We start from the raw sequence: 12,338 nt of genomic DNA, 5'->3' as shown, positions 1-12,338 counted from the left end.
TCATATATGACAACAATAAATATAGGGATTGTCGCGCACGTAGACGCTGGCAAGACGAGTTTGACTGAGCGTATTCTTTATGAAACGAATGTGATTAAAGAAGTTGGCCGAGTAGATAGTGGCAATACGCAAACTGACTCAATGGAATTAGAAAGACAACGCGGAATTACGATTAAAGCATCTGTCGTTTCTTTCTTTATTGATGATTTAAAAGTAAATGTTATTGATACACCTGGACATGCTGATTTTATCGCTGAAGTGGAACGATCATTTCGCGTACTAGACGGTGCAATTTTAGTTATTTCTGCCGTTGAAGGCGTGCAGGCACAGACAAAGATTTTAATGCGGACATTACAGAAACTACACATACCGACTGTTTTATTTGTAAATAAAATAGACCGCAGTGGCGCAAATACTGAAAAAGTTGTGAAACAAATAAAAGAGATTCTTTCAAATGAAGTATTCCCCTTCTACTCTGTAAAAAACGAAGGAACAAAAGAAGCACGGATTATTGAATATAAATCATATGACGATTGTATGGAACGAGTAGCACCATATAACGAGTCCTTGCTTGCATCATATGTAAATAACAAAATAATTTCAGATGAGCTATTAAGAAAAGAACTAGAAAAACAAATACAGCAAGCAAATGTGTTCCCTATCTTTTTTGGTTCAGCAATGACAGGTATAGGTGTAACTGAACTACTTGAAAACATTTCAGCCTTAATTCCAACTACTAAATCGGCACAAGATGAAACATTATCCGGTGTTGTTTTTAAAATTGAACGCGAATCTTCTGGGGAAAAGATTGCTTATGTAAGAGTTTTTTCTGGTTGTTTACACGTTAGAAAATATGTTGATATTCAGCGCAGTGAGTCTCTGTCACATAAAGAAAAGATTAAAAAAATGTGCATATTTCATAATGGAAATGCAATTCAAGCTTCTACTGTTCAAAGTGGAGAGTTTTGCAAAGTGTGGGGACTTACGAATGTTAAAATTGGTGATATTATCGGTGAACGGACAGATTATATAAAGGATATTCACTTTGCCGAACCGCAAATGGAGGCTGCAATTGATGCCGTACCTAAAGAGCGAATTCATGATTTATACGCTGCTCTTATGGAACTATGTGAAGAAGATCCTCTCATTAAAGTGTGGAAAGACGATGTGCATAATGAACTATATATTCGCCTTTTCGGTGAAGTGCAAAAAGAAGTGATTGAAACGACACTTCATGAGAAATATAATTTACAGGTTACTTTTTCAAATACACGAGTTGTATGTGTTGAAAAGCCAGTTGGTATAGGAGATAGCGTTGAAGTAATGGGTGAAAAAGAGAATCCTTTTTACGCAACAATTGGTTTCAAAGTTGAACGTGGTGAACTTAACTCTGGCATAACGTATAACTTAGGTGTTGAGCTTGGCTCACTGCCTTTAGCATTTCATAAAGCGATTGAAGATACTGTATTTCAAACGTTAAAACAAGGTTTATACGGTTGGGAAGTTACAGATATTATCGTCACGCTAACACATACCGGCTATGCCAGCCCTGTTACAACTGCGAGTGACTTTAGAAATTTAACACCGCTCGTATTAATGGACGCTTTAAAGCAAGCTGAAACATGTGTATTTGAGCCATTAAACGAATTTGAATTAACTGTACCAGAGCACGCAATTAGTACCGCAATGTATAAACTATCTGCCCTTCCAGCAGCATTCGCAGAACCTATGCTGCATAATGACTCTTATCATTTAACAGGATCATTACCTGTTGCGAAAACAGAGATTTTTAAACGAATGCTACATTCATTTACAGAAGGAGAAGGTATCTTTACAGCAAAGCCAACTGGTTTCACAAAGCTGAAGGCTCCCTTCCCTACTCGAAAACGCGTTGACTTTAATCCGTTGAATCGGAAGGATTATTTGCTTCATGTGTTGAAGGCTTATTAAATAAAAAAGAGGTGCAAATTGCACCTCTTTTTGCCTGTATTGAAACTTAAATTAGTTTGTCCTTACAACTTCTTTAAGTTGTTCTATTACTTTTGCTATAGCTACAATTGAATTCTCCGTTTCAAATTCCCCAACATTTAAAGAATGATTTGCATTTTTGACAATTTCAATCTTTAAATTAGATTGTTCTAATTGATCCATTTGATTTGCATTGTATTGATGATCTTTGTCTCCAATTACTAAAAGCCCATCGTGATGACTATGTAAGATGGAATCAAAAATCGAATCAAACGTCAGTAAAGGTGTAAGTAATATCATTTTTGACTGTAAGTATTCTTCTCTCTTCATTACACCATTGGCAATCGGGATTGTTCCAAGTGATTTCCCTAAAAATATCGAATTGCTATATTGCCTACTTTTTAATACTTCATTCATTATAGGATTAATATCATCCATCATTATTTTCGTTATTTCTTCCATTGGTTTATTCAATACATGTTCGTCGTAAGAATAATGAATATGTACTACATCTATTTTATTTTCAAGCATTAACATCGTTGCATAATAAAATAACGGCTTATCATAATTGTAACCGGAACCTGAAAACATAAAGCAAATCGTTTTAGAGCCCTTTTCTATATGTGTGTAACGAATTACTTTGTCATCTATATGAATCTCTTTTTTAGTCCCTTTCACCGTTTTCCCCTCCGAATGCCTTTAATTTTGTAAAAGAATATGCTCTACGTGAATAGCCATGTCCTTTACTTTATCTTTTATAAATGCCGGCTGTAAGTTATATGCATCTAACGCTTCCACCGGTACCCACTTAAATACATACGTTCTTCCTTCTTCTTCAAGAATGTATTGATCCACCCCATTTGCAGGTAATTCATGCAGCTCTACTTCATAATAAAAACTGATTTCATGAAACTTTCGCTCAGAAAGTGTAAAGAAGCTTTCTACTGACCATATTAATCTTTTCACTTCAATAGGAACGCCTAGTTCTTCTGCAAGCTCCCGTCTTAACGCATCTTCACTATTTTCTAGCATTTTCACGCGCCCGCCTGGTACGTACCAATAATCTTCGCCTTCATTTTGAAGAGTGAGTATTTTATTATCGTGTTTACAAATTGCTCCGACGCGGTAATTAAAACATGTTTCCCCAACTTTAAACGTTAGATCCATACTTAATCCCCCTATATGTTATTTAAATACCGAATTATTACAAAACGATTATGTATATCCTGTACAAATAAGATTACTAAATATTTCTATTCCATTCAATGTTTTTTGAACTTTCAAAAAAACACACGCAAATTTCTGTCATTATAAGTATATATACATATGTTACAATCACAATACACACTAGAAAAACACTATGGGGGTACGAATGGAAACGTTATTAATCCAGCAAAACGAAAAATCAAATAAGTTTTGGAAAATCGTTGTGAAAGATAAAGATTATGTTGTGTTTTATGGAAAAATCGGCACAGCTGGTAGTGTAAAAGCGAAAGAGTTTGAAACAGAAGAAGAATGTATAAAAGAAGCTAACAAACTAGTTGCTTCCAAACATAAAAAAGGATATACAGACCCGTGCCCTGGGGAAGATTACATAAAAGAAAAAACGATAACAGAAGAAGAATTTTGGGAACTACTTAATCGTGCAAAAACGAAAGGCGAAGACCAAGAAGAACAAATAGAATGGCTCACTTCTCACCTCGCTAAACGTACAGTACATGAAATTGTAGCTTTTGATACGCATATGCATCGTATTTTGAAAGATTCCTATACATCTCACTTATGGGCAGCAGCTTATATTATTATGGGCGGTTGTTCGGATGATAGTTTTGATTACTTCCGCGGGTGGTTATTATATCAAGGAAAAGAAACATACGAAGCGTGTATTGAAGATCCAGAACGGTTAATTCCTGCGTTAGAAAATCTGAGCGAGTATGACGTTCCGAACATTGAAGAACTTTCTTTATATTTCGGTTTCACTGTATATGCAGAAAAAACAGGAGATGAAGATGATACTTACTTTACGCTTTACCATGTACTAACTGATGAAAGGACTCATAATGACGACATTGAATTCGACTGGGACCAAGATAACGAAGAAGGTTTGAAAAAGATGTTTCCTAAGCTGTGGGAACTGTATGGAGGAGATCCGATTGAGTCGTAGATTTACATACGAAAAACGCCTTGTTTCTTTAGTAACAAGGCGTTTTTTATTGATACTATGGTTAAATTGTTATCTTCCCACTCTCCCACCACTCCATAAAAGTTTCTAACGAAGGAGCAATCCACGTTCTACTATCATTTTCATGGTTCCATACGTATATATCATCTCTTTGTACCATCCCATTCAAAATGGAATAGCCAAACAAATCACCATTTCCACCATCAGCAAAGAATAATAAACAGTCAAAAGGCATATATAAATCCTTAAAACCAACTATATTTCTCATATTCATATTTTCAGTTTTAATTTTTGAAGCATCCCAAATAAAATCTCCGTATTCCCCTGCTATACCGTTTGTTTCTTGTAATAATTGATATAAATCATTTGGTAATTCCACATGTAAACATTTTTGTATATCAGTAAGCTCATCCTTCGTAGCCGGATTTTTTAAGCTTAAGTTTGATGAGATACTGTGAATAGTGTTTTTCCACATAACTTTTTATCCTTCCTATAGTTCTTCATGTTCAATCAAGTTTATACCAATAATCAAATTGGGTATGTACTTGTATCACATATGTTATCATCTCTGGATCATTTGGTTGTTTTTCTTTCTTTATATCTTCAATAGCATATTCACTTACATAACGAATATCTCCCATCTTATCTAGGCAATAATTCCCCTTTTCGTTTTCTACTACCTTACTATCATCTTTAAAATAGAGCTGAATTTCTACACCGGTCACGTTAGAATTGGGATACTTAAACTTCCCTATTTTTTGATAAAATGAGATTACTTCTGCCTTCGATTGCTTCGTTTCTATAATTCGATTCGCTACCACTTCCCAATATCCACCATTCCCTATTTCAATCCAATTTTTCTCATCCCCTTCATAATCTTTAATTGCCTTACTATCCAAAGGCATCGGCAATCGGAAAAATTCAGAAGAAAAGGAACGAGAGATATACCACGTACTATTTCTTACGAGAATGACTGTTAGCAAGAGGATTATAACCGTTAAAATTATCGTCCTTTTTCTAACCTTTTTTAATTGATCTATCATATTTCTCTCCATCCCTATTATCTATAAAAACTATCCATTCCACTTTTCTAACAATTCTTTCTCCCTTTCAACTGAAATACCTGCTTTTAATTCCCATTCGTCCATACTCTTCATCCAGTCATGCACGTCTGTAACAGTATCTTCTAATCTTCTAAAAATAAGACCCTCTTTAACTGCGCTCTCTATATTAATAGAGAATCCACCTTTCCACGGATCTGTTTCACCTTCTAATGCAAAAGTTTCGGGAAGCCATAAAGGCATCTCTGTCCAAGGCTGCACTTTATGTTCCTTCATAAATGATTCATCTACCCAAATGAATTCAGCATCGCTATTCGTAACTTCTTTACACGTATTTAATAACTCTTCCATCGTCAATTCATCTTTCGGACCCGTTACATTAAATGTACCTACTTTATTATTTTCTGCCATTTTTAGTCCAAAGCTTGCCACATCTATTATATCAACGAACTGTACTGGGCGGTCTTTCCTTCCTGGCACTAACACTTTTCCGCCCTTTGCTACGCGCTGAATCCAGTATGGAAGCCGATCTGTATAATCAAACACTCCCGAAAGAAGCCCTGCTCTTACATGTAAAACACGCCCTGGCCAATACTTCTCTGCTTCTTTTTCACATAGCACTTTAAGCGCACCATAATGCTCATAAGGAGATATTTCACCATTCTCTACAGCCTCTATCTGATCACTCGTCGGTTCGGGTTGTAATATATAGTCTTCTTTTATGTGATGCGGAATCCAATCTTTATATACGGAAATGCTTGAGATAAATGTATAGTGTTCAATATTATCTTTTATCGCTTCCCCTATTTTCTTAATGTGATGCGGAGAAAATCCACACGTATCCACTACAACATCCCATTTTCGATTTTCTAAACTTGATACATCGCCATTTCTATCTCCAACTAACTGCTCTACTTCAGGAAAAATTTCTTTATTAGTTCCGCGATTGAATAATGTAACTTCATGTCCTCTCTTTAAAGCCTCTTCTACGAAAGCTCTTCCTAAAAATCGTGTACCACCTAGTATTAGAATCTTCATGTTTTTCCTCCATTCATCATTAAAAATCTTTTCTTTAGTTTAACGATTTTTTATTGTGAAAAGTTACGGGTGAATGATTTATTTTCCCACTACACTTTCAAATCCATATACTAAAAAGAAACCATTTTAAAAAGTTAATCGTCATGGTTTCTTAAATAAAAAGTAATTGTTTTTTATATGAATCTTAGCTGAATTGTTAACTCTCATACTTTGCATTAATTTTTTAACTCCGCACAATCTGTCCATCAACTAACTCAATAATTCTATTACACTTATTCGCTACTTCAATATCATGCGTTACAATGATGATCGTTCTACCTTCTTCATTCAGTTGTAATAGAAGATTCATAATTTCTTCTCCCGTTTTCCTATCTAAATTTCCAGTCGGTTCATCAGCCAAAATTAATTCTGGTTCGCCTACTAACGCTCTTGCGATAGCTACCCGCTGTTGCTGACCACCTGATAGTTCATCGGGTGTTTTATGCATTTGTTCTTTTAAACCTACTTTTTCCAAATAGAACTTCGCCTTATTTTCTCTTTCACGTTGCTTTAACTTTCTATATGTTAGCGGTAGTGCTACATTATCAAGTACAGTATGTTCTTTTAACAACGCAAAGTATTGAAAAATAAACCCAATTATTTCATTTCTTGTTTTATGAACTTTATTCATTCTTATTTCACTTAATGTTTTACCATTTAAGGAGTATTCCCCCTCATTTGGCATATCAATTAACCCTATAACATTTAATAGTGTACTTTTTCCTGAACCGGATCGACCCATAACCGCTATAATTTCGCCCTTGTTTATCGTTAAGTTTATACCGTTTAACGCGAACGTTTTGTGATTCTTGTTGCTATACACCTTTTTAATATCTTTTAGCTCAATTAAACTCATTATTCCATCCCTCCTATTAATGTTTTAGGTTCAAGCTTCCTAATAAACAAGAAGACAATGAAATTTGAAACAATGATGATAAGAAGTAAGAATAGGAATACTAAAAATAATATAGGTAGGTTTAAATTTAAGTCTAGTACAGATGCCGCATTTAAGTCCTTTGAAAATTGTAGATGAGCCTCATATCTCCAGAGAAAATACACTATGGACATAACCATGCCAGCTATCGCAATACATATGTTTTCTAAAACAATTTGAAATAACATCCCATACTTACTCTCTCCAAGGACCATCTTAATACCAAATTCCCGCTTCCTCATGATTATGGACACGATTGTTGTTACCACAATTCCCGCTATTATAAATAAAATAATTAGACTTCCTACTATAAATCCAATAATTTTAGAATGTCTACTACTAGTAACATCTTCATTTATTTCTTCACCTAAATTTTTTACGTATAACGTAACGTCGTTTCCTTTAAGTTGAATCGTTTCTTGTAGTTTTTTTATATCTGCATCTTTTCGTAAAGTTAGAATCGTACTTTGATGTAATCTTAAAAACATTGATTCATAATTTTCATATCTATCAATCGGCATGGGTAGTAACATCGCTTTTTCTAACTTCCGGTAAACATTCGACCCGTTATTATTTACAATGAATTTATTTTCTGGCAAAAAACCTATAATCGTATATTGATCATTGATTGTATCCCCTATTTGAAAATATTTCTTAAAGTAAGAACCAACCAGAACGTTAGTCTTCCCTTCACTTTTTTGTTGAAAATCTGGATGAGAGAACCCCTGTCCAGTCTTTACAGGTAAATTCAATAATTTATAGTAATTCTCATCTACTGTGATTGAATGAATAGTGGGGCTTTGATCGTGAAATGTTTTATTTGTCAAATCATCAACCATATTATTTTGGAGTTCTTTATTGCTTGAAGTTAATTCAATTACCCTCTCCTCATATGTACCATACGAAATTACATCTTTATTTTGTTGAATCTTATCATATACCTCTTCAATTTGTTGTTTATTAAATCGATCTTCTTTCAACCTATCAGTAGTCATATGAAAAGTAATTAAGTATGTACTCTCTAAATCTAGCATCGAATTGTAACTGCTTCCAAGATAATAAAAATTATAAAAAGAATTAACAGAAAGAGTTATTGTTGTTAATCCAAACGTAAATTGTATTAAGAGAAGTATAGAAATAAGTAACCTATTCTTTAGGGCCATAAGAGTACTTTTTATTCTCATCATACGATTCACTCCTTTAAGGCTTTAGCAGGTTCAATGTTAATAATTTGAATGAATGGTATGACCGAGGTGATGAAAGAAATAAGAAGAGAAATACATACACTCATCACAACATGAAAGAAGTCTATACTAATGTGAAAACCTATAGAATGTATAATACTTTTACTCAGCGTACTTAACATCCATTGAATACATATCGCGCAGATCGCTGCAGAGATTGCACATATGAATAATTGGCTAAATATCAATACAAAAAGATTCAAATTGCTTGCTCCCAAAGCTTTCCTTAAAGAGATACTCTTTTTCTTCGTATAAATCCAAAAATAACTCACAATTATGCAGTTAATTAAAGCTATAAAAATTAGTCTATACGGAAGAGCAAGTTGCTCTGTCAGGGCTTGACTCGAGTTTTTTTCTTTCTCATAATTCTTTTTTTCATTTACAACTTTAATATTTAAATTTTTGTTATTTTGCTTAACATACTGAATGAATGTACCTATCTCTTTTTCAGGGTCTTCGTTAGACCTGACTATCATTTGAAATATGTTTTCGTTTTGTATACGCCGTTTAACCTCATCGGGCATGTCATTTAAGCCGACGTAAACATTGTAATTATATGCATATCCAGTATTCGCTCCGCTCACGCCTTTAACTCTATATTCTCTACTAAACAGTTTTATTGTTTCAGATTCTTTATAAATGCTCTTTCCCACAATTACACTATTTTCTTCCCCCTCTTTCATACGAGAACCTTTTATTAAAGGAGGAGACCAATTCTTATTTATAAGACCAATCACCGTTACTTGACCTATGTCTGGGAGTCTGATATTCATATTATTTGTAATAACACTTGCGTTCTTAAAACTAGTTTCTGTTAACTCCTGAATTTCTTTGAAATCCAATTCCCCAAAACTAGTAAGCTGAATGGAATAGTAATAATGAAAGTAACCATTTTTGTACTCATAAAATTTTTCATCGTAATAATCTCGGATCGACATCGCTATAAGCATGGGCAGAATTGTTAAAACAAATCCAATAAATAACATAATGAATATTTTTCTGTTCACTGCTATTTCTTTTAAAAGTAGCTTCATATTCCCTCCGCATTTAAAAAATAGTGAATTAGATATTTCTCCATTTGCCACCGTTTTAATGGTTTTTATTAGACATGAATGGACTTTTCTTTTTACTATGCAATTACTGAGTGAACCTAATTCATCGAGATACATTAAGGAAATTAACTAATGATGTTTGAATTAGAGTTTACATATGTACGGAAACATTTAGTATTTTCATTATACTTAGAAAAACACGCCATAAAATTAGGTATGGAAAATTTTACATTCCCAAAACATAATTTACATTCAATTAATAACAAACCTCTATTCCTTATGTCTATTCATTACTCTATAGCGTAAAGTCATCCAATCTATGAAAATGCTTATTTATACGGAAAATGCTCCTGCCAAGTTGACAGGAGCATTGCTTTTTCAAAATTTATTTACTTTTATATACTTGAATTAAAATTAATATGAAGTCCAGCCGCCGTCTACAGAAATCACTTGTCCGTTTACGAAACTAGCTTCGTCTGAACCTAAGAAGATAGCCAGTTGTGCAACTTCTTCTGGTTGTCCAGCACGTGGATTAATTGCCATACCTAATGCTTGGCGGCTCGCACCAAATTCGCTCACATTTGTCATTGTAGAAGCAATGTTTGTTATGACTGCTCCAGGAGCGATACCGTTACAACGGATGTTGTTGTTCGCATACATAAAGGCAGTGTTTTTTGTTAGGCCAACGACCGCATGTTTAGATGCTGTGTAAGCGGCACCAGCACGTGCACCATATAATCCACCTGCAGAAATATTATTGACGATCGTACCGTGTCCTTGTTCCAAGAATAGATTCACTGCAATACGCATTGTTTTCATTACAGATACTGTATTCACAGAGAAAACCTTCTCCCAGCGTTCGTCTGAAACTTCACCAACAGGCTCCATTCCATCCATGATACCTGCATTATTAACAAGAATATCTAATTTCCCATAAGCTTGTTTTGTTTCATCGAAAAGACGTTGGACATCTTCATCGGAGGTAACGTTTGTTTGAACAGCTATGGCCTCTGCACCTGTAGCTTTAATTCCTCGTACTACATGTTGAGCCCCTTCTAAGTTTAAGTCTGATACAACGACTTTTGCTCCTTCTTTTGCATAACCTTCTGCAATTGCTTTCCCCATGCCTGACGCAGCACCAGTGACAATTGCTACTTTACCTTTTAATCTCATCTGAAACGGCCCCCTTTGTCTTTTATTGCACAGTTGTTCAATAAAAATTATAATAATATAAAAGAACGCTTACAATGAGCAAAAAAACGATAAATGTTCAATAATTAACACATCGTAAGAAATGTGTTCAATAAGAGGTGAAAAAAATAATGCGTACAGATATGCGTATTGTGAAAACAAAAGAGGCGTTACATAACGCATTGTTAGAATTATTAAATGAAAAAACTTTAGAAGTCATCTCCATCTCGGAAATTTGCAGAAAGGCAAAAATAAATCGTGGTACATTTTACTTGCATTATAAACAAGTAGAAGATTTATTTGAGGAGTATTTTAAAGAAATTACAGCAGATTTGACACGTTCTTATCAAGAACCTTATCGCTACGTATCAGTATTGAAAACTAGTAAATTAGATCCTTCTACAATTCGAATTTTTCATCATATCGAAAAATATAAATCATTCTATAGAATTGTTTTTTCCAAAAAGGTTCCTTTAATGTACTATTATTTATTTTTTGAGGAAATAAAGCATTTGTTACTTCAAGATAATGTGGCTTTGCTTAAAGAAGGAGTGAACCATTCACTTTATTGTTCCTACCAAGCAAATGCGATTATTGGCATCATTATTGAGTGGTATCAAAATGATTTTTCTTATAATACAAGTTATTTAAATGATCAACTTGTTCAATTTTTAAATATGGGAGTAGACGGTTAATTTAAAACAAAATTGTTTTATGAAATTTTTCATTCCGTCTATTTTCATTTCATATATAATTAAAATATCGGATATTCGATTAACAACTTATATATACTTAGGTAGGTGAAAAATATTAATAGAAACATAGTTTATCATTCAACATTATGTATTTATTTTCTCACATCGATTGTATATATCATCTTGCTGAACATAGAAAATGGTCGTAATTATTTGGGATTTACGATGGTTGTTCCGCTTTTAGCAGTTATTTTGTATCAAAAATTATATAAGAAACAAAAAATAGTTCATACATTGGGAATTTCACGTCCAAAAATAAAAACACTAATCTTCTCCATTTTATTTCCACTACTTCTAGGACTATGTCTCCATTTTTATTTTTATATTTATGATATTAAGTTCTTATATAATCATTGGAATGAATTAGGATTTCTCTTACTCGTTGGTCTTACAGTCGGATCTTTATCTGCATTATTAGAAGAGATTATATGGCGCGGAAATTTTCATTACTATTTACGAAAAAAATATTCATTCATACACACAGCTATTATTACAGCTTTTCTCTGGTCTTTATGGCATATACCAGTAGCAATCTTTTATAAAAATTATGAGTTTTGGTTTGTAGGAATATTAAGTTATTTCTCGTTATTATTCATGTTATCTATAATTTTGACGTACACGAGAGAGTATGGTCATTCTGTAGTACCACCCGCAATTTTACATGGTATGTTTAATGTATTTTATTTAACAGATGGATTGCAAAACAAGTGGGATGCCAGCCTAATAGAATTTATTAAATTTATCTTGCTAGCAATTGTGCTCGGCATGATGTACCTTATACCTCGAAAAGTTAAAGAATAGTTAACAATTACAGAAAAAAGGTATCACGGGGATGTTTTATTTTTCACTACAATTTCTAAGTTCCCTCTTTCGC

Annotated in this window: 13 protein-coding genes; 4 read left to right on the top strand and 9 right to left on the bottom strand. The window is 33.6% G+C overall.

Annotation, left to right across the window (positions count from 1 at the left end):
• Positions 1–6: 6 nt before the first annotated feature.
• Entirely contained in the window at positions 7–1,950 is a 1,944-nt protein-coding gene (locus tag ACFVQC_RS19015; RefSeq protein ID WP_377898919.1) for a GTP-binding protein, read from the top strand.
• Positions 1,951–2,001: 51 nt separating this feature from the next.
• Here the strand turns inward: ACFVQC_RS19015 and ACFVQC_RS19010 are convergent, their stop codons facing one another.
• Positions 2,002–2,646: an alpha/beta hydrolase gene (locus ACFVQC_RS19010; protein WP_377893419.1), complete on the bottom strand. Its 645-nt coding sequence runs from the start codon at positions 2,644–2,646 to the stop codon at positions 2,002–2,004.
• 21 nt (positions 2,647–2,667) lie between these two features.
• Complete coding sequence (locus ACFVQC_RS19005) at positions 2,668–3,135, bottom strand: NUDIX hydrolase (protein ID WP_377898918.1); 468 nt, start codon at positions 3,133–3,135, stop codon at positions 2,668–2,670.
• 205 nt (positions 3,136–3,340) lie between these two features.
• On the opposite strand from ACFVQC_RS19005, the gene ACFVQC_RS19000 reads away from it, so the two are divergent.
• A complete protein-coding gene (locus ACFVQC_RS19000; protein ID WP_377893416.1) occupies positions 3,341–4,132 on the top strand; it encodes a DUF4240 domain-containing protein in 792 nt (263 codons plus the stop codon).
• 61 nt (positions 4,133–4,193) lie between these two features.
• On the opposite strand, the gene ACFVQC_RS18995 is transcribed toward ACFVQC_RS19000, so the two are convergent.
• The 7 genes from ACFVQC_RS18995 to ACFVQC_RS18965 all read right to left on the bottom strand — a co-directional run bounded on the left by ACFVQC_RS18995 (position 4,194) and on the right by ACFVQC_RS18965 (position 10,691).
• Positions 4,194–4,625 (bottom strand): SMI1/KNR4 family protein, encoded by a 432-nt coding sequence (locus ACFVQC_RS18995; RefSeq protein WP_377893415.1) that lies wholly within the window; start codon positions 4,623–4,625, stop codon positions 4,194–4,196.
• 31 nt (positions 4,626–4,656) lie between these two features.
• Positions 4,657–5,193 carry a hypothetical protein gene (locus tag ACFVQC_RS18990; RefSeq protein WP_377893413.1) on the bottom strand — a complete coding sequence of 179 codons (537 nt, stop codon included), beginning with the start codon at positions 5,191–5,193 and terminating at the stop codon, positions 4,657–4,659.
• A gap of 30 nt (positions 5,194–5,223) precedes the next feature.
• Complete coding sequence (locus tag ACFVQC_RS18985; RefSeq protein WP_377893412.1) at positions 5,224–6,249, bottom strand: SDR family oxidoreductase; 1,026 nt, start codon at positions 6,247–6,249, stop codon at positions 5,224–5,226.
• A gap of 223 nt (positions 6,250–6,472) precedes the next feature.
• Positions 6,473–7,144, bottom strand: a complete 672-nt coding sequence (locus tag ACFVQC_RS18980) for an ABC transporter ATP-binding protein (protein WP_377893411.1) — start codon at positions 7,142–7,144, stop codon at positions 6,473–6,475.
• On the bottom strand, positions 7,144–8,406 hold the full coding sequence (locus ACFVQC_RS18975; protein WP_377893479.1) for an ABC transporter permease: 1,263 nt from the start codon (positions 8,404–8,406) through the stop codon (positions 7,144–7,146). The genes ACFVQC_RS18980 and ACFVQC_RS18975 overlap by 1 nt, the downstream gene beginning before the upstream one ends.
• 8 nt (positions 8,407–8,414) lie before the next feature.
• A complete protein-coding gene (locus tag ACFVQC_RS18970; RefSeq protein WP_377893409.1) occupies positions 8,415–9,500 on the bottom strand; it encodes an ABC transporter permease in 1,086 nt (361 codons plus the stop codon).
• Positions 9,501–9,932: 432 nt separating this feature from the next.
• The gene (locus ACFVQC_RS18965) at positions 9,933–10,691 is read right to left on the bottom strand and encodes an SDR family oxidoreductase (protein ID WP_377898917.1); all 759 of its coding nucleotides are present in this window, start codon (positions 10,689–10,691) and stop codon (positions 9,933–9,935) included.
• Between the two features lie 149 nt (positions 10,692–10,840).
• On the opposite strand from ACFVQC_RS18965, the gene ACFVQC_RS18960 reads away from it, so the two are divergent.
• Together ACFVQC_RS18960 and ACFVQC_RS18955 are read left to right on the top strand one after the other, a co-directional pair.
• Complete coding sequence (locus ACFVQC_RS18960) at positions 10,841–11,404, top strand: TetR/AcrR family transcriptional regulator (RefSeq protein ID WP_377898916.1); 564 nt, start codon at positions 10,841–10,843, stop codon at positions 11,402–11,404.
• Between the two features lie 105 nt (positions 11,405–11,509).
• On the top strand, positions 11,510–12,265 hold the full coding sequence (locus ACFVQC_RS18955) for a CPBP family intramembrane glutamic endopeptidase (RefSeq protein WP_340824525.1): 756 nt from the start codon (positions 11,510–11,512) through the stop codon (positions 12,263–12,265).
• The last annotated feature ends 73 nt before the right edge of the window (positions 12,266–12,338 follow it).

This window comes from Bacillus sp. NPDC057893 (genome assembly GCF_042796455.1).
Taxonomy (GTDB): domain Bacteria; phylum Bacillota; class Bacilli; order Bacillales; family Bacillaceae_G; genus Bacillus_A.
This window is presented reverse-complemented; position numbering and strand designations above follow the sequence as displayed.

Excerpts from the sequence above, each read along its gene's own strand:
- ACFVQC_RS19015 (WP_377898919.1), top strand. The coding sequence starts at position 7 with ATGACAACAATAAATATAGGGATTGTCGCGCACGTAGACGCTGGCAAG.
- ACFVQC_RS19005 (WP_377898918.1), bottom strand. The coding sequence starts at position 3,135 with ATGGATCTAACGTTTAAAGTTGGGGAAACATGTTTTAATTACCGCGTC.
- ACFVQC_RS19000 (WP_377893416.1), top strand. The coding sequence starts at position 3,341 with ATGGAAACGTTATTAATCCAGCAAAACGAAAAATCAAATAAGTTTTGG.
- ACFVQC_RS18995 (WP_377893415.1), bottom strand. The coding sequence starts at position 4,625 with ATGTGGAAAAACACTATTCACAGTATCTCATCAAACTTAAGCTTAAAA.
- ACFVQC_RS18990 (WP_377893413.1), bottom strand. The coding sequence starts at position 5,193 with ATGATAGATCAATTAAAAAAGGTTAGAAAAAGGACGATAATTTTAACG.
- ACFVQC_RS18985 (WP_377893412.1), bottom strand. The coding sequence starts at position 6,249 with ATGAAGATTCTAATACTAGGTGGTACACGATTTTTAGGAAGAGCTTTC.
- ACFVQC_RS18980 (WP_377893411.1), bottom strand. The coding sequence starts at position 7,144 with ATGAGTTTAATTGAGCTAAAAGATATTAAAAAGGTGTATAGCAACAAG.
- ACFVQC_RS18975 (WP_377893479.1), bottom strand. The coding sequence starts at position 8,406 with ATGAGAATAAAAAGTACTCTTATGGCCCTAAAGAATAGGTTACTTATT.
- ACFVQC_RS18970 (WP_377893409.1), bottom strand. The coding sequence starts at position 9,500 with ATGAAGCTACTTTTAAAAGAAATAGCAGTGAACAGAAAAATATTCATT.
- ACFVQC_RS18965 (WP_377898917.1), bottom strand. The coding sequence starts at position 10,691 with ATGAGATTAAAAGGTAAAGTAGCAATTGTCACTGGTGCTGCGTCAGGC.
- ACFVQC_RS18960 (WP_377898916.1), top strand. The coding sequence starts at position 10,841 with ATGCGTACAGATATGCGTATTGTGAAAACAAAAGAGGCGTTACATAAC.